This is a genomic window from Pseudomonas sp. SIMBA_068, assembly GCF_046534705.1.
Taxonomy (GTDB): Bacteria; Pseudomonadota; Gammaproteobacteria; order Pseudomonadales; family Pseudomonadaceae; genus Aquipseudomonas; species Aquipseudomonas putida.
Genome location: NZ_JAWRYI010000003.1, coordinates 37,590 through 54,079 on the forward strand (window position 1 = coordinate 37,590; position 16,490 = coordinate 54,079).

Sequence of the window (16,490 nt, forward strand, 5' to 3'; positions counted from 1 at the left end):
AAGTTATATGGCAGAGCGAACGATGGTAATTCTGGACGGTGGTATGGGCCGAGAGCTGCAGCGCAGCGGTGCACCGTTTCGCCAGCCCGAGTGGTCGGCGCTGGCGCTGAGCGAGGCGCCGGAGGCGGTCGTGGGCGTGCATGCAGCCTTCATCGATGCGGGTGCGCAGGTCATCACCAGCAACAGCTATGCGGTAGTACCATTCCACATCGGTGAAGAACGCTTTGCCGCCGAAGGGCGACAGCTGGCCCATATCGCAGGCCAGCTTGCGCGGCACGCGGCAGATAGCGGCGCGCACCCGGTCAGGGTGGCGGGTTCGTTGCCGCCGCTGTTCGGGTCCTACCGCCCCGACCTGTTCCAGCCCGAGCGTGTGGCAGAGGTGCTGACCCCGCTGCTCCAGGGCCTGTCCCCGCATGTTGACCTGTGGCTGGCCGAAACCCAGAGTTCCGTGGCCGAAGTGCGGGCCATTCGTAGCCATTTGCCAGCAGACGGCAGGCCGTTCTGGGTGTCCTTCACCCTGCAGGACGAGGACGTCGACGAGGTTCCGCGCCTGCGCTCCGGTGAACCGGTGGCCGACGCCATCGAAGCCGCAGTCAGCCTGGGGGTGGCTGCGGTGTTGTTCAACTGCAGCCAGCCGGAGGTGATCGGCGCCGCCATCGATGTCGCGCGCTCGGTCATCGAGCGACACAACGCCGAGATTGCCATCGGTGCCTATGCCAACGCCTTCCCGCCGCAGCCCAAAGAAGCCACTGCCAACGATGGCCTGGACGAACTACGCGAAGACCTCGATCCGCCGGGTTACCTGGCATGGGCCAAGGACTGGCGTGCGCGTGGTGCCAGCATGGTCGGCGGTTGCTGTGGCATCGGCCCGGAGCATATCGCCGAGCTGAAGCGCAACCTGGCCTAAGCGCCCACGTGGCCGGGCGGCTTTTGCAGCGCCCGGTCCGCAGCCATTAAAAAAAACGCCAGTCAGACCCGGATTCCATCGTTTTTCAGGCCCCCGCCATCTCCCTATAGTCCGCTCAAGGCCGATGCTGCATCGGTGTACACAACTCAGCTGGGCGGGAACCGGATATGAACAACAACGAAAAATTCGAGGGCAATGCTGCGGCCGGTGTGGGGACGCGGGTCGTGTGGAGCGGGGAGCAGGTACAGCACCCGTACAACGCCACGCAGACCCCGATCGTGGTCAGCGCCGCTTATGGCTATAACGATATCGATGCCTGGTACGACGTGGCGCAGGGCAAGCAGCCGGGCTTCATCTATAGCCGCATGAGCAATCCCACGGTCGCCACGCTGGAAGCAAAACTGGCCGAGCTGGAGCAAGCCGAGTCGGCAGTCGCGTTCAGCAGCGGCATGGCGGCCATCAGTGCCGTGCTGCATACCTTCCTGTCCAACGGCAAACGCGTGGTGTCGACCCGCGACAGCTATGGCGGCACCAACAAGATCTTCGAAGAGTTCCTGCCGCGCATGGGCGTGCAAGTGTGCCTGTGCGATACCTTGGACACTGAAGCGCTGGAGCGCGAGATTGCCGCCGGCTGCGACCTGCTGTACCTGGAAACCCCCACCAACCCGACGCTGAAGGTGTTGGACATTCGTCGGCTGAGCGCCGCTGCGCACAAGGTGGGGGCGCTGGTGGTGGCCGACAACACCTTTGCCACGCCACTGAACCAGAACCCGCTGGCGCTGGGCGTTGATGTAGTGGTGCACAGCGCAACCAAGTTTCTGTCCGGGCATGGTGACGTGCTGGGTGGCGTGGTGTGCGGCGCGGAGGCGTTGATGGCTCAGGTGCGGCACTACCGGGAAATCAACGGTGCGGCGCTGGACCCGTTCTCGGCCTACCTGATCATCCGCGGTATCAAGACCCTGGCAGTGCGCCTGCGCCAGCAGCAAGCCAGTGCCATGGCGTTGGCCCTTTACCTGAGCACCGAGCCGCTGGTTGAAGCTGTCAACTACCCAGGTTTGCCGACGCATGCCGGGCATGCCATTGCCAAGGCGCAAATGCGCGGGTTTGGCGCCATTGTCAGCTTCGTGCTGAAGGGCGGCATGCCGACCGTGGCCCGTTTGCTGCCGCGGCTGAAGTATGCCCATCGGGCCGGCAACCTCGGCGCGGTAGAAACCATCTATGGCCCGGCGCGCACCACCAGCCATGTCGAGAACACTTTGGAAGAGCGCCTGGCGCTGGGCATTTCCGAAGGGCTGGTGCGCATTTCAGTGGGCATCGAGGAAACCGATGACCTGCTGGCGGACCTGGCACAGGCCTGTGCATCGGTGCGTGAGGAACTGGCCGTCGCAAAGGAATTGCACGCTGACGCAGACGCCTGCCAGCGCCCGGTGCAGGCCTGAGGCTGGCGCGTAGCACTCACCCGTGCGGTGGGTGCCACTTCATGAAGTCGAACAAAAACAATATGCAAGGCAACTCGATTCGCTCTGCCAAGACGAGGTCGTTGCTACGTCCTTGCCCGCCAACTTTCATGAGTAACCCACAATGTCCGTGCAGACAACCACAACTAGAAATGCCTCGGCGCATACCTTCAAGCAGGATATGCAAACCCGCCACATCGTCATGCTGGCACTGGGCGGTGTGATAGGCACCGGCCTGTTTCTCACGTCGGGCTACACCGTTAACCAGGCCGGCCCGTTGGGCGCGGTTATCGCCTACATACTCGGCGCAATCATGGTGTACCTGGTCATGATGTGCCTGGGCGAGCTGGCGGTACACATGCCGGAAGTCGGCTCGTTCAGCAGTTATGCCACGCGTTACCTCGGCCCGGGTACCGGCTACATGGTGGCCTGGATGTACTGGCTGACCTGGACGGTGGCCATCGGCTCCGAATTCACCGCCGCGGGCATCCTGATGGTGCGCTGGTTCCCCGACACGCCGGTATGGATGTGGAGTGCGCTGTTCGGCGCTGCGGTGTTCATCAGCAATATCATTTCGGTGCGATCGTTCGCCGAAACCGAATTCTGGTTGTCACTGGTCAAGGTGTTGGCCGTCATCGCCTTTCTGGTGGTGGGCGGCGGAGCCATTCTGGGTGGCTTCGAGATCCAGCAGGCGCACAGTGCAGGGCTGGGCAATTTTACCCGTGAAGGGTTGTTCCCCACCGGTTTCTGGTCAATTGCCATGACCCTGCTGGCAGTGGCCTTCGCGTTCTCGGGTACCGAGCTGATCGGCATCGCTGCCGGCGAAACCAAAGACCCGGAAAAGAACGTGCCCAAGGCCATTCGCACCACGGTGCTGCGCCTGGCGCTGTTCTTCATCGGCACCATCTTTGTGCTGGCCACCTTGCTGCCGCGTGAACAGGCCGGGGTTATTGAAAGCCCGTTCGTGATGGTCTTTGCGATGATTGGTATCCCGTATGCGGCCGATATCATGAACTTCGTCATCATCACCGCGCTGCTGTCTGCCGCCAACTCCGGCCTCTACGCCGCTTCGCGCATGCTCTGGACCCTCAGCGACCAAGGCAACATGCCCCGCCGTTACGCCACGCTGTCGCGCCGCGGCACACCCTTCAATGCAATCGTGCTGAGCATGGCTGGCGGCATGGCTTCGCTGTTGAGCAGTGTGTTTGCCCCCGACACCATCTACCTGGCGCTGGTGTCGATTTCAGGGTTGGCCGTGGTGGTGGTGTGGATCAGCATCGCGGCGAGCCAAATCGCATTCCGCCGTCATTACATCGCCAGCGGCGGCAAGCTCGAGGACCTCAAGTTCCGGGTGCGTGGCTATCCGTTCGTACCACTGGGGGCCATATTCTGCTGCGTACTGGCCTGCGTCGGCATTGCCTTCGACCCTGCTCAGCGGGTTGCCTTGTACTTCGGCTTGCCCTTCATTGCCTGGTGCTACCTGGCCTACTGGCTGACGTGCAAGTACCGCAGCCGCCGTACGGCCCCGCTGGAAATCGTCGCCCCAGGTTCCGAGGCCGCCTGAGCAGGTGATACTAGGCCACCGGAACCTAGCCACGAGAAGCCGCCGATGACCCAGAAAACTTTGCCCCCCCTGAACTGGCTGAGAGCCTTCGAAGTGTCGGCGCGTTACTTGAACTTCACCCATGCGGCAGAAGAGCTGCACCTTACCCAAGGGGCGGTGAGCCAACAGATTCGTCACCTGGAAAGCCAATTGGGTGTGGCGCTGTTCAAGCGCCTGCCGCGCGGGCTGGGGCTGACCGAAGAAGGGCAGTCCTACCTGCCGGTGGTGCAGGACGCCATCAGCCGCCTTGCGGTCGGCACCAATGAAATCTTCGGGCAACGCCAACGTCGGCCCCTGAAAGTACGGGGCAGCCTGTCGTTCCTGCACTTCTGGCTGGCCCCGCGGCTGGCCGACTTTCGGCGTTCGCACCCGCAGGTGGACATCCGCTACATCAGCAACCTGTGGGTCAAGGAGCTGGATGCCGAAGATGATCTGGAAATCCGCTGGGGCAGCGGGCAGTGGGCCGGGGTAGAGGCGCAGCGCCTGACCCGCGACATGCTGGTGCCGGTGTGCGCACCCGCGCTGCTGGCCGGTTGCCCGCTGCGCGACCCGCGCGACCTGGCCCGTGTGCCGTTGCTGCATGTGCTGGGTTACGAGGAGGGGTGGGGCTACTGGCTGGAGCGGGTCGGCGCCGATCAGGTCGACTCTTCCAGTGGCCTGCAGTTCGACACCCTGGTGTCGACCCTGCGCATGGCGGAGCTGGGGCTCGGGGTGGCGCTGGCACGCTCGTCGCTGGTCGAGGATCTGCTGCAGGAGGGGCGGCTGGTCGCTCCCTTTGCCCAGCGTATCGAGGCAAGCGAGTCGTTTTTCCTGGTACGCGGCCTGGGTGAAGCGTTGTCCCCCGATGCCCAGGCGTTCAGCCATTGGCTGGTGGCCATGGCGCATCGTTAATTTACGTAGCTATCTGGAGCACCGATGCAGTACACATCCACGCGCGGCAACGAGACACGGGTCGATTTCCGCACGGCATTGCTTTCTGGCCTGGCCGACGATGGCGGGCTTTATGTGCCCATCTCGGTGCCGGTGTTCAGCCCACAGGAAATTGCCAGCTGGTCGTGGTTGCCCTTCGACGAACTGGCCTGGCGGGTAATGGCACCGTTTGTCGGCGATACCCTCGACGAGCCTACCCTCAGGGCGCTGGTCAGCGACAGCTATCGCGGGTTCCGCCACCGCGGCATTGCGCCGTTGCAGCAGCTTGGCCATAACGAATGGATCCTGCAGCTTTTCCATGGGCCTACCCGGTCCTCCAAGGACTTTGCCGCGCAGTTGCAGGCGCGTTTTGTCCGGCACTTTCTGGGGGCGGAGTGCGAGCGGGTCATGCTGGTCGGTGCCAGCAACGGCGATACCGCAGTAGCGGCTATCGAAGCGTTGCGGCATTGCCCTGCAGCAGGCTTGCTGGCGCTATACCCCAGCGCAGGCACGCCCGCCGACCGTGCTGCAGTGATGCGCAGCGCCGCGTCTGACAGCGTGAGCTGCGTGGCCGTGGATGGCAGCTTTGACGATTGCCAGTCGCTGGTGTCGGCGCTGCTGCGTGATTGGCCATGCCCCGGGCTGATTCCGGTCAGCTTCAACTCCACCAACTGGGTCGGTGTGCTGGCGCAGATCGTGTTCTATTTCCATGCAGCGCTGCAGCTCGGTGGCGGAATACGCCCGGTCGGGTTCAGCATCCCCACGGCCAGTTTTGCCGAGATCTACGCAGGGTTCATTGCCCAGAAAATGGGCCTGCCGATCAACCAGATCATCGTCTCCACCAACCGCAACGATGCCTTGCACCGGTTCATCCACTGCAACCGCTACAGCCGTGGCTCAACCAGCCAGACCTTGTCACCGGTCATGGACTTTTCGCTGTTCTCCAACCTGGAGCGCTTCGTCTGGGAACTGTATGACCGCGATGGTGGGGCGACCCGGGCACTGATGGAGCACTTCGAGGCGTGTGGCGAGCTGAGCATCGGCAACCGCCAGTGGTTGCATGCGCGCATGCTGTTCGACTCCTATGCCGTGGACGACGTGCTGATTCGCGAAGAAATTGTCACGCTGTTCCACGAAACGGGCAGCGCAGTAGACCCCCATGCCGCGACAGGGGTATTCGCCGGGCGCCTGCACCGGCGCAACATCGGTGCGCCCATCGTTACGCTGGGGCAGTTTGCCCCCGAAAAGTCTGCCGGGCTGCTGGCGGAGCTGGGGGCCTGGCACGGTGAGGTGCCGGCCAGCGCGGTCGGCACAGCGGGTGATGGGCCGCTGTTGGCACCTGACGACCTGGCCGGTGTTCATGCCTTGTTAACCCGGTTGCAGGCTGGGCGATGAAGCGCATCCTCGATCCCCTGGACGAGCGCATTCTCGCCGAGCTCACCGCCAATGCGCGTATTGCCCACGCCGAGTTGGGGTTGAAGGTGAACCTGTCGCGCAATGCGGTACGCCAGCGCATCGAGCGCCTGGAGCGCGACGGCGCCATTCAGGGTTATACCCTGCGCATCGGTGAGGGCAGACGGCCGGCGTCGTTGATCAACGCGGTGATCTTCGTCTACCGCTATGACCGCATGCGCGGTGAGGCGGTACTCGATGCACTGCGCCAGATCCCCGAGGTGATCCAGTGTGAAGTGCTCAGCGGCGAGTTCGACCTGATGTTGCGCGTCGAGGCCTCCAGCCCGGAGCGGGTGCATCATGTGTGGAAGGAAATCGCTGCCATGCCCGGGGTGGAGAACACGGTGACTTCGTTCGTCCTGGCTGCGGTGGTCTGAACCGCGTCTTTGCATTGGCTAGCACAACGCCGCCTGGGTTCGCGCCCAGGCGGCGTTGTGCGTTTTGCCCCGGCGCAGGTGCGCGCTTTGCACTGGCCAAATTGGCCAATAAATACAGCGGATTGCCATATTCAACTGGCAGTGCACGGCTCTTACGCTAGTCCTCATCGACCCACTGCCTGAGCAGGACAGCAAACCATGACCGAATACAAAATTGCACTCGTTGGCTTTGGTGGCGTTAACCGCGCTCTTGCCCAACTGATCGCCGAACGCAATGCGCGCTGGCAGCAAGAGTTGGGCTTTGGCCTGAAAATCGTTGGTGTCACCGACTTGTTCCTGGGGTCGGTGATCGACCACGACGGCCTGGATGCCGCCATGCTGGCCGCGCTGCCGGCCCAGAAGGGCGCGCTGGCGCAAATCCCTCAAGGTTCGGCCGAGGCGTTCAATGAGGCGGTGATCAAGCAATCAGGCGCCGACATCATCGCCGAGGCCACATTCACCAACCCCAAGGACGGTGAGCCGGCGGCAACCTTCTGCCGCTGGGCGCTGGAGGCGGGCAAGCACGTGGTCACCACCAACAAGGGGCCGATTGCCTTGCATGCCCAGGCGCTCAAGGCCTTGGCCCAGGCCAACAATGTGTCGTTCGAATACGAAGGCGCCGTAATGAGCGGCACACCGGTGCTGCGCATGGCGCGCCAGACCCTGGCGGGCGCGAGCCTGGTGGGTTTCGAGGGCATTCTCAACGGGACTTCGAACTATGTGCTAACGCGCATGGAGGAAGGGCTTGGCTTCGACGAGGCGGTGGCCCAGGCACAAGCGCTTGGCTTTGCCGAGGCTGACCCGACCGCCGATGTGGAAGGCCATGACGTACGCCTGAAGGTGGTGATCCTCGCCAATGAGTTGCTCGGCGCCTGTCTGCAGGTGGGTGATGTGGCGTGCAGCGGTATCAGTGCCATCGACAGCGCGGCTATCGAGCGGGCACGGGCGGCGGGCGAGCGTTGGAAGCTGATCGGCAGTGCCCGCCGTGAGGCCGATGGCTCGGTGCGAGCCAGCGTCGAAGCGAAGCTGCTGCCTGGCCATCACCCCTTGGCAGGTATTTCAGGCGCCACCAATGCGCTGGCGTTCGACACCGAGTTGCTGGGGGCTGTAACCGTGTCCGGCCCGGGGGCGGGGCGTATCGAAACGGCTTTTGCCCTGCTGTCGGACATCATCGCCATTCACACGGCCGGCCATTCGGCCTGAGGAGCAACGTTCATGAGCCTGACTTCCGTTTCCCGGGCGCTTGTTCAGCAACCCGCCTTGATCGATGTGTACAACCCCTTCGATGGCAGCCTGGTCGGCAGCGTCGACAATCTCGGGGCAGAAGCGGTGCCTGCCTTGCTCGCCCGTGCCCGTCAGGGTGTGCGTGAAAGTGCGGCGCTGCCCCGGCACCGCCGGGCCAGAATTCTGGAACACGCCGCTCAGCTCATTGAACGGGATGCGGCAGACTTTGCCGGCCTGATCGTCGATGAAGCGGGCAAGACCCTGCGGCAGGCCGAAAAAGAGGTCAAACGCTGCATCAACACGCTCAAGCTGTCTGCCGAAGAGGCGCGGCGTAACGCCGGTGAGGTGGTGCCTTTCGATGCCTATGAAGGCTCCGAATCGCGTCAGGGCTGGTTCACCCGCGAGCCGTTGGGGCTGATCCTTGCCATCACGCCTTACAACGACCCGCTCAACTTGGTGGCGCACAAGCTGGGGCCAGCACTTGCAGGGGGCAATGCAGTCATTCTGAAACCCTCGGAACTGGCCCCTCTTTCTGCCCTGAAACTGGTGCAGTACCTGGTGGATGCAGGGTTGCCGGAGGCCGTCGTCACCGTAGCCACAGGGGGCGCCGAACTGGGCAAGGCGCTGGTGGCCGTGCGTGAGGTGCGCATGGTTTCCTTTACGGGCGGTTTCGCGACGGGCGAACAGATTGCGCACGGGGCTGGCTTGAAAAAGCTTGCCATGGACCTTGGCGGCAACGCCCCGGTGCTGGTGCTCAAGGACTGCGATCTTGAAGCCACGGTCGAGTCGTGTGTGTCGGGCGCGTTCTGGGCGGCCGGGCAGAACTGCATCGGCACCCAGCGCATTCTCGTAGATGCCTCGATCTACGAGGCGTTTCGTGCACGCTTCGTGGCATTGACCCAGGCGATGGTCTGGGGCGATCCGGGCCGGCGCGAAACCGATATGGGGCCGATGATCACCGAAGCGGCTGCACGGCAGATCGAAGCACGCGTCAACCAGGCGCTTGAGGGCGGTGCCCGCCTGCTCTGCGGCCACCAGCGTCAGGGGGCGGTCTATGCGCCGACAGTGCTCGAAAGCGTTGACCCCGTCAGCCGGCTGTGGCTTGAGGAGGTTTTCGCACCGGTGGTGATGCTGGCGCCTTTCGAGACTGTCGAGCAGGCGATAGCGCTGGCCAATGCCCCGGAGTACAGCTTGCATGCCGGTGTGTTCACCCGCGACCTGTCGCTGGCGTTGAACCTGGCCCGGCGTATCGAGGCCGGCGGTGTAATGATCAACGACTCTTCCGACTACCGCTTCGATGCCATGCCATTTGGTGGTGCCAAGTATGGGAGCCTTGGGCGTGAGGGGGTGCGGTTCGCCTACGAGGACATGACCCAACCTAAAGTCGTCTGCTTCAACCAGATGGGTTGAGGGGGAGGGTACCTCGATGATCACTCGCTACGGATCAAGCGCGCGGATGTCACTGGCGGTCAGTTACAGGGGCCTGTTTGAAACGGCAGGCATCGTGGCGGATGACCTGCAACAGGATGTGCAGGGGCAGTTGCTTCAGGCGCTGAGCGTGATCGACGGCCTGATGGTGCAGGCCAACGTCGGCAAGGCGCAGCTGACGCGGGTTCAGATGTGGCTTGCCAACTACCGCCACTTCGACCTGGTCAACGAAGTGTACGACGCCTGGTTGCAAGGCTGTGCAAAACCGGTGCGGGCCTGCGTGGGCGCAGCCCTGGGGGATGGCTACCTGGTAGAGGTGCAGGTGTTCGCTGTGTGCCCTGGGTGCCCGGATTCACTGTGACCGCTAGGCTGAAAGCGCAGACCAGTTGCTTGATATGGGCAGGCCTCGGCCTGATCGCAAAATCATCCCTGCCATGACCAAACCGGGCAGCGTTGCTTATCGCAATTGCCCGGCGTCATTCATCCACGCTACCATTGTGAATAATTCCTATTAGCATAATGGCCGGCCCCATGAATGCCTCTCCCAGTGCTCCAGCCCCTGGTTTCGACCTGGAGGAACTCTACCGTTCCCACCATGGCTGGATTCGCCAGTGGCTCCAGCGCAAGCTCGGCAATGCCCATGATGCGGCGGAACTGGCCCAGGATGTGTTCGTGCGGCTGTTGTCCAAACCCCGTGTGTTCAATGACCACGAGCATGCCCGTGCGTACCTGGGACGTATGTCGCGCAATGCGTGTGTGGACTTCTGGCGACGGCGGCGGGTGGAGCAGGCTTATCTGGAAGTGCTGGCCGCCCAGCCCGAGCAACTTGCGCCTTCGCTGGAACATCAGGCCGTTATCCTCGAAACCCTCGAGCAACTGCAGGCAATGTTCGAGCGCATGCCCCAGCGCGTGGCCGAGGCATTTTCCATGGCGCAGTTGCAGGGCATGAAGCAACGCGAGATCGCCGAGCAGTTGGGCGTGAGCGAGCGCAGTGTGAACAGTTACCTGGCTCAGGCTATGTACCAATGCCTGCTGCTGGAAGCCGAACTGGATGGCTCGCTGGCATGAGCAGGGCGCCACTCGACCATGGCGTACTGCAAGCGGCTGCCGGTTGGTTCGCACGGCTGCACGCGGCGCAGAATGACGCTGCGATCCAGGCGCAGTGGCATGCGTGGCTGAACGAGGATGCGCGGCATCGCCTGGCCTGGTCGTACGTAGAGAACATCAATCAGCGCTTTGGTGGCCTTGGCGGCCAGGCAGAGCAGGCTCGGCAAGTGTTCGACAGCGTGCGCCGTGACCGGCATTCGCGCAGGGCCGTGCTCGGTAGCCTCTGTGTGGCGGGTGTGGCGGGTGTGTTGGGTTGGGGCGGATGGCAGCGTGGTTGGGTCGATTCGCCACGTGCCTGGTTCGCCACTTACCGCACCGGCCTGGGTGAGGTGCGGCCGGTCACCCTGGCCGATGGCAGCCAGCTGTGGCTGAACGGCGGGACGGCGCTGGATCTGCAGTTCGATGAGGGATCAAGGCAATTGCGCCTGTATCGCGGAGAAATCCTGATCGAGTCCGGCCAGGACCCACGTCCACTTTCCGTGGTGACGAGGGCAGGGCGGGTGCAACCGCTTGGCACGCGCTTCAGTGTCCGGGACCAGGGGTTGCAGACCACCTTGAGCGTATTTGCCGGCGCCGTGCAGGCAACTTGCTCCGGCAGCGGCAGGCAAACCACGCTGCAAGCCGGGCAAATGATGGTGTTCGACGCGCAGCAAGTCGGCGCCCCATCAACTGCACAACGCTTGCGCGAGGATTGGAGCCGCGGTGTGTTGGTGGCGGAGGACATGCCGCTGGCTCAGATGATCGGCATTCTGCGCGATTACCGCCTTGGCCACTTGGGCATCGACCCGGCGATTGGAAGCCTGCGTGCGGTCGGCACCTTCCCGTTGCTCGACACCGACCGTGCGTTGGCCATGCTCGAGCGTGCGTTGCCCATCCGGGTTGTGCGTACATTGCCTTGGTGGGTCTCCATCGAGGCGGTCTGAAGTTTTTTCAAAATTCTTTTTCCGGTTTTGCGACGCTCATTCGCTTGGTGGGATGACGCTACTTCATCCTCTTTGCGAAAGGATTCTTCCATGCTGCTTCGCGACTCTGCTTCCGCGCACCGTCATCCGTTGGCCCTGGCCATTTTCCTGGCCCTTGGCGGCCACGTTGCCGTCGCCGAGGCCGACAGCAGTGCTGCAGCCCAAAGCGTGGTATTCGACATTCCAGCCGGGCCATTGGCGCGCCAACTGAACCTGTTGGCCAGCCAGGCCGGGCTGTTGATCGGCGGTGATGCGGCGCTGACGGCCAACAAGCAGAGCCAGGCGGTGCACGCCTTGAGCGTAGAGGTGGCGCTGGCGCAGATGCTGGCCGGCACCGGTGTGGCGGCCGTGCGCACGGGTGAGCGGGAGTTCCAGCTGGTGAGCCAGGCCGAAGATGCGGCAGGCGTGATGACCTTGGGCGCCACCACCATCTCGGGCCAGGGCCTGGGTGCTGTGACGGAGGCTACAGGGGCTTATGCGACGGGCCGTTCGTCCACTGCCACCAAGCTGCCGATGAGCCTGCGTGAAACGCCCCAGTCGGTCACGGTGGTCACCCGTCAGCGCATGAACGACCAGAATATGAAGAACCTTGACGACGTAATGCGTAACGCCACCGGCGTCACCATCATCAAGAACGGCAGCGAGCGCTCGCTGTACCAGGCTCGCGGGCAGACGGTCGACAACCTGCAGATTGATGGCGTGCCGACCAACATTGGCAACCCGTACTCGATGGATACCATTTCCAAGCCCAACACCGACATCTACGACCGCGTGGAAGTGGTGCGGGGCGCCACCGGCCTGATGGAAGGCGCGGGTAATCCGTCGGCCTCCATCAACCTGGTCCGCAAGCGGCCCACGGCCGAGCACCAGGCGTTGATCGAAACATCGGTCGGCTCCTGGGACGACTACAAGACCATGGTCGACCTGTCTGCGCCGCTGAACGAAGCAGGCACCCTGCGCGGCCGCTCGGTCATCACATACAACAATGCCAACAGCTACCTGGACACTGCCCAGAAAGAAAACCAGCTGTTCTACGGGATTATCGAGGCCGACCTGGATGAGTCGACCCTGGCCACCTTCGGTTTTACCTACCAGAAGGACCGCAACTCAGGTTATGACTGGTCGGGCCTGCCCAGCAAGCAGAGCGGCGCGTTCTACCCAGTTTCGCGCTCTACCTCGCTGACCGGCGAGTGGAACCACCTGGACAAGCGCAATACCACCGTGTTCGCCGACATCCAGCACACCTTTGCCAACGGCTGGAAGGGCGTGGTGGCCGTGAACCAGATGTGGGCCAAGTCGGACTTCCTGGGTAACTACACCTACCCGGGTGGTGGTACCGACCTGTTCACCCTCAACCCCCGCCACTTTCACTTCGATGATACCCAGACCAGCATCGACGGTTATTTCACCGGCCCGTTCCAGCTGCTGGGCCGCCAGCATGAGCTGATCGTTGGCGGCAACTGGAACAAGGACGACTTCGACTATCACGGCGGGCGCGACGCAACCTATCGCTACATCGTCGACATGAACAACCTGGCAGCCTTCGATCCACCCAGCCCGACTGCCCTCAACGTCAACCAGTGGCAATACAACCGCACCCAGGAGCAGAAGGGCGTGTACGTGGCCAGCCGGTTCAGCCTCACCGACAGCACCACATTCATCCTCGGCAGCCGCCTGAGCTGGTACAGCCACGATTCGCTGGACGATACCAATGGCGTGCGTGAAGCCTCCGACCGCAAGCACTTCTCCAAGAGTGGCGAAGTCACCCCTTATGCGGGCCTGGTGCAGGACCTGAACGAAAACTGGTCGGCCTACGCCAGCTACACCGAAATCTTCAAGCCGCAGAGCGCGCAGGATGTGAATGGCACCACGCTCCTGCCAATGACCGGCAGCAACTACGAGATCGGCTTGAAGGGTGAGTTCCTGGACAAGCGCTTGCAAACTGCCATCGCGCTGTTCCAGTCTGACCAGACCGGCCGTGCCGAGCGGGTAACCTGTGCGCAGACCTGGGCTTGCTACCGCGCGTCCGACAAGGTGCGCAACAAAGGCATCGAGCTGGAACTGACCGGTGAGGTACTGCCGAACTGGAATGTATCGGCGGGGTATACCTATACCCAGTCCAAGTACATCGGCGGCCAGCAGAAAGGCGACGACTTCAACGGCGCCTCGCCACGCCACCTGTTCAAAGTTGCGACCGACTATCGTCTGCCCGGTGCGCTTGACCAGCTGCGGGTAGGTGGCAGCTTCTATGCGCAGAGCAAGATGACCCAGACCGAGGTTGGGGCAGACTACAAGCTCCAGCAGGACGCTTACCACCTGACCAACCTGCATGCGATCTACGAGATCAACAAGAACCTTGAGGTGCAGTACAACCTGGATAACGTGTTCGACAAGAAGTACTACCAGACCTTGGGCAACCCCAATTACTGGAACTTCTATGGCGAACCACGCAACTTCAACGTGGCGTTGCGGGCACGGTTCTAACCGGCCGACTTGACTCCCGCAACGCTGACATCGCCGCATCTGCTACATGCAGCACGCGCGCGGCGATTAACCGGCTACTAGAAACTGTACCGGGCAGTCAGTTTCACGTTACGTGGGTCACCGTAGATGTCGTATGGGCTCCACCCACCGTTGGCGACGCTACTGTAGTAGGTGCGGTCGAACAGGTTGTTGACGTTGACCTGCAGGTCTAGCTGCTCGCTAGCCTTGTAGCCTGCCACCAGCCCGACCACCGTGTACGAGCCCTGCTGGTTTTGCCATGCAGTAGCACCGGCGCCCCCAGAGGTACGGATGCGGCTCTGTTGGTAGATATCACCGCCAATGCGCCAGCGCTGCAGCTCGCCGGGCAGGTTGTAGATCGTGGACAGTTTGAATAGCTGGCGCGGTTTGGCACGGTCGAAGTCTTCGCCTTCGCGGGCCTTGTTGGCGTCGTTGACGTATTTTGTCTGGGTGTAGGTGTAGCCGGCAGCCAGCTGCCAGTTGTCGGTCAGGGCGCCTTGAATTTCCAGGTCGATGCCCTTGCTGCGTACCAGGCCGGCCGCCTCGTAGCAGGCACTGGCGGCGCCCGAACCGCAACCCTTGTTGTCAGGTAACTCCTGGGCGCGGTTCTTCTGGTCAATTTGAAAAACAGCCAGGCTGGCGTTCAGTGCGCCACCAAAGTACTCCCCCTTGATGCCCGCCTCGTAGTTTTCACCCACCACAGGGTCGAGCACTTTTCTGTCCATGCCTTTGCTGGTCTGCGGCTTGAAAATATCTGTGTAGCTGACATAGACCGAGTGATGGGCGTCCAGGTCGTAGATCAGGCCGGCATAGCGGGTCAGGTTACGCGTGATCTTGTAGTTGCCTTCACTGTTTTCGCTGTCATCGAATTCATACCAGTCGAGACGGCCGCCGAGAATCAGCGACAGTGGTTCAGTCAGGCGCAGGCGGCTGCTGGCATAAACGCTGTCCTGTGTGGTGGTCTCGGGCAGGCCGTCAGGGCCGGTAACGTAATCCGGTTTGGCATGACCACGGGGGTTCCATTCGAAGGGGTTGCTGCCGGTGTCGATGAAATCGCTCCAAGCCTTGCCAGAACGATAATCCAGCTGGCGCTTGCTGACGCCCAGGGTCAGGTCATGTGTCTGGCCGAGCAACTGGAAGGGGCCGCTGAGTGCCAGGTCGTAGCCTTTTTCCTTTTGCTCCATGGCTTCTGTCCATAGATAGTGGCGATCATATTCCCATACCGAAGAGGCCAATACGTCGGTGTCGGTTTTCGTCTGCATGGCCGCGAGGCGAAGCGACCAGTCATTGGCGAAGGCATGCTCCAGGGTGGCGAAATAGCCGGTGGTGCGATTGTCCGAATATTCCCAGTCATGGCCCAGGAAGGTGTCGCGCGGTAGCCCGAGGTGGCCGCCGCCCCGGGCCATGGGCAACCCGCCCCAGATATAGTTGGTGTGGTTCTTCTGGCGGTAGGCCCCCAGCGTGAGGGTGGTGCTTTCGCTAAGGTCGGCGTCGACTACGCCGTAGAACAGGTCGTGATCACTCTCTACCGAATCACGGAAGCTTTTGGCGTCCTGCCGGGAGACCACGGTGCGGGCACGCAGGGTGCCGTTTTCATTGAGCGGGCCGCCGACATCCAGCGTGCCGGTGTAATCGTCCCAACTACCAGCACTGCCGGTGAGCGTGCCCTGAAATTCATGGGTGGGGCGCTTGCGAATCAGGTTGATTGCACCACCGGGGTTGCCGGCGCCTTGGGCCAGCCCGGTGGCCCCGCGTACGATCTCCACCCGGTCATACATGGCCAGGTTTGCTTCCCCACTGGGCAGGTAGGTCAGGAAGCTGGTGGAAAACCCGTCGTACATGATGTTGTCGACGTCAAAACCGCGGGCGCTGAAAGATGGCCGCCCAGCGCCACCGGAGTTACTGAGAAAAATCCCCGGCGCACTTTTGACCACATCGCTGATAGTCGTCATGGCCTTGTCGTCCATGCGCTTGCGCGTAACCACGCTGACCGACTGCGGCGTTTCGCGCAGACTCAAGGGTAGCTTGGTGGCAGTCTGCATCGTGCCGGTGGTGTAGGAACCGCTGTTCTCGGTAGTTGCCGACAGGCCCTGCCCGGTAATGCTGGTAGCGCCCAGCTCCATGCCTGTGCCCATTGCCTGCGGGGTCAGCAGGTACAGACCATTGCCTTGTGGTGAAGCTTGCAGGCCTGTGCCTTGCAGCAGTTGGTGCAGGCCGTCTTGCACGCTGGTGGCGGCGTTCAGGCCAGGGCTGCGCAAACCTTCCACCAGCCCCGGTTCGATGGGAAGGGTGATATCCGCCTGGCTGGCGAACTCGGCGAGGACGCTGCTCAGGTTACCGGCTGGTACCTGAAAGGTACGGCTCTGCTGCGCGGTCTGCCCGGCGGCTTGCGACCCAACTGCCGCCAGGCTGCCACCGGTGATGATCAGGCCCAGTGCAGCAGCATGCACTGCCCGCGCCAATGGTTGCATGCCCTGTGTCGTCGCCATGTGTTCGTCCCCGCCCTGTGAAAGTGATGTGCTT

At 62.6% G+C, this 16,490-nt stretch carries 13 protein-coding genes; 12 read left to right on the plus strand and 1 reads right to left on the minus strand.

Features of this window, described 5'->3' with window-relative positions; genetic code table 11:
* Positions 1-22 precede the first annotated feature (22 nt).
* The 12 genes from SB756_RS09315 to SB756_RS09370 all read left to right on the plus strand — a co-directional run bounded on the left by SB756_RS09315 (position 23) and on the right by SB756_RS09370 (position 13,949).
* The gene (locus SB756_RS09315) at positions 23-907 is read left to right on the plus strand and encodes a homocysteine S-methyltransferase family protein (RefSeq protein WP_341797506.1); all 885 of its coding nucleotides are present in this window, start codon (positions 23-25) and stop codon (positions 905-907) included.
* Positions 908-1,074: 167 nt separating this feature from the next.
* Positions 1,075-2,346 (plus strand): cystathionine gamma-synthase family protein, encoded by a 1,272-nt coding sequence (locus SB756_RS09320; RefSeq protein ID WP_410910728.1) that lies wholly within the window; start codon positions 1,075-1,077, stop codon positions 2,344-2,346.
* A gap of 142 nt (positions 2,347-2,488) precedes the next feature.
* Complete coding sequence (locus tag SB756_RS09325) at positions 2,489-3,928, plus strand: amino acid permease (protein ID WP_010951918.1); 1,440 nt, start codon at positions 2,489-2,491, stop codon at positions 3,926-3,928.
* Between the two features lie 45 nt (positions 3,929-3,973).
* The gene (locus SB756_RS09330) at positions 3,974-4,858 is read left to right on the plus strand and encodes a LysR substrate-binding domain-containing protein (protein WP_014859427.1); all 885 of its coding nucleotides are present in this window, start codon (positions 3,974-3,976) and stop codon (positions 4,856-4,858) included.
* A gap of 24 nt (positions 4,859-4,882) precedes the next feature.
* Positions 4,883-6,271: a threonine synthase gene (locus SB756_RS09335; protein WP_410910729.1), complete on the plus strand. Its 1,389-nt coding sequence runs from the start codon at positions 4,883-4,885 to the stop codon at positions 6,269-6,271.
* Positions 6,268-6,705 (plus strand): Lrp/AsnC family transcriptional regulator, encoded by a 438-nt coding sequence (locus SB756_RS09340; protein ID WP_010951921.1) that lies wholly within the window; start codon positions 6,268-6,270, stop codon positions 6,703-6,705. The genes SB756_RS09335 and SB756_RS09340 overlap by 4 nt, the downstream gene beginning before the upstream one ends.
* 198 nt (positions 6,706-6,903) lie before the next feature.
* On the plus strand, positions 6,904-7,947 hold the full coding sequence (locus SB756_RS09345; protein WP_410910730.1) for a homoserine dehydrogenase: 1,044 nt from the start codon (positions 6,904-6,906) through the stop codon (positions 7,945-7,947).
* Between the two features lie 12 nt (positions 7,948-7,959).
* Complete coding sequence (locus SB756_RS09350; protein ID WP_410910731.1) at positions 7,960-9,378, plus strand: aldehyde dehydrogenase family protein; 1,419 nt, start codon at positions 7,960-7,962, stop codon at positions 9,376-9,378.
* A gap of 16 nt (positions 9,379-9,394) precedes the next feature.
* A complete protein-coding gene (locus SB756_RS09355) occupies positions 9,395-9,757 on the plus strand; it encodes a RidA family protein (protein ID WP_410910732.1) in 363 nt (120 codons plus the stop codon).
* Between the two features lie 170 nt (positions 9,758-9,927).
* Positions 9,928-10,464: a sigma-70 family RNA polymerase sigma factor gene (locus tag SB756_RS09360; RefSeq protein WP_010951925.1), complete on the plus strand. Its 537-nt coding sequence runs from the start codon at positions 9,928-9,930 to the stop codon at positions 10,462-10,464.
* Complete coding sequence (locus tag SB756_RS09365) at positions 10,461-11,426, plus strand: FecR domain-containing protein (RefSeq protein ID WP_410910733.1); 966 nt, start codon at positions 10,461-10,463, stop codon at positions 11,424-11,426. The genes SB756_RS09360 and SB756_RS09365 overlap by 4 nt, the downstream gene beginning before the upstream one ends.
* Before the next feature lie 90 nt (positions 11,427-11,516).
* Positions 11,517-13,949 (plus strand): TonB-dependent siderophore receptor, encoded by a 2,433-nt coding sequence (locus tag SB756_RS09370; RefSeq protein WP_410910734.1) that lies wholly within the window; start codon positions 11,517-11,519, stop codon positions 13,947-13,949.
* 77 nt (positions 13,950-14,026) lie between these two features.
* Here the strand turns inward: SB756_RS09370 and SB756_RS09375 are convergent, their stop codons facing one another.
* Positions 14,027-16,456, minus strand: a complete 2,430-nt coding sequence (locus tag SB756_RS09375; protein ID WP_410910735.1) for a TonB-dependent siderophore receptor — start codon at positions 16,454-16,456, stop codon at positions 14,027-14,029.
* Between the last annotated feature and the right edge of the window lie 34 nt (positions 16,457-16,490).

Bases quoted from the DNA above. Each gene is read 5' to 3' on its own strand.
- SB756_RS09315 (WP_341797506.1), top strand. From the start codon at position 23: ATGGTAATTCTGGACGGTGGTATGGGCCGAGAGCTGCAGCGCAGCGGT.
- SB756_RS09320 (WP_410910728.1), top strand. From the start codon at position 1,075: ATGAACAACAACGAAAAATTCGAGGGCAATGCTGCGGCCGGTGTGGGG.
- SB756_RS09325 (WP_010951918.1), top strand. From the start codon at position 2,489: ATGTCCGTGCAGACAACCACAACTAGAAATGCCTCGGCGCATACCTTC.
- SB756_RS09330 (WP_014859427.1), top strand. From the start codon at position 3,974: ATGACCCAGAAAACTTTGCCCCCCCTGAACTGGCTGAGAGCCTTCGAA.
- SB756_RS09335 (WP_410910729.1), top strand. From the start codon at position 4,883: ATGCAGTACACATCCACGCGCGGCAACGAGACACGGGTCGATTTCCGC.
- SB756_RS09340 (WP_010951921.1), top strand. From the start codon at position 6,268: ATGAAGCGCATCCTCGATCCCCTGGACGAGCGCATTCTCGCCGAGCTC.
- SB756_RS09345 (WP_410910730.1), top strand. From the start codon at position 6,904: ATGACCGAATACAAAATTGCACTCGTTGGCTTTGGTGGCGTTAACCGC.
- SB756_RS09350 (WP_410910731.1), top strand. From the start codon at position 7,960: ATGAGCCTGACTTCCGTTTCCCGGGCGCTTGTTCAGCAACCCGCCTTG.
- SB756_RS09355 (WP_410910732.1), top strand. From the start codon at position 9,395: ATGATCACTCGCTACGGATCAAGCGCGCGGATGTCACTGGCGGTCAGT.
- SB756_RS09360 (WP_010951925.1), top strand. From the start codon at position 9,928: ATGAATGCCTCTCCCAGTGCTCCAGCCCCTGGTTTCGACCTGGAGGAA.
- SB756_RS09365 (WP_410910733.1), top strand. From the start codon at position 10,461: ATGAGCAGGGCGCCACTCGACCATGGCGTACTGCAAGCGGCTGCCGGT.
- SB756_RS09370 (WP_410910734.1), top strand. From the start codon at position 11,517: ATGCTGCTTCGCGACTCTGCTTCCGCGCACCGTCATCCGTTGGCCCTG.
- SB756_RS09375 (WP_410910735.1), bottom strand. From the start codon at position 16,456: ATGGCGACGACACAGGGCATGCAACCATTGGCGCGGGCAGTGCATGCT.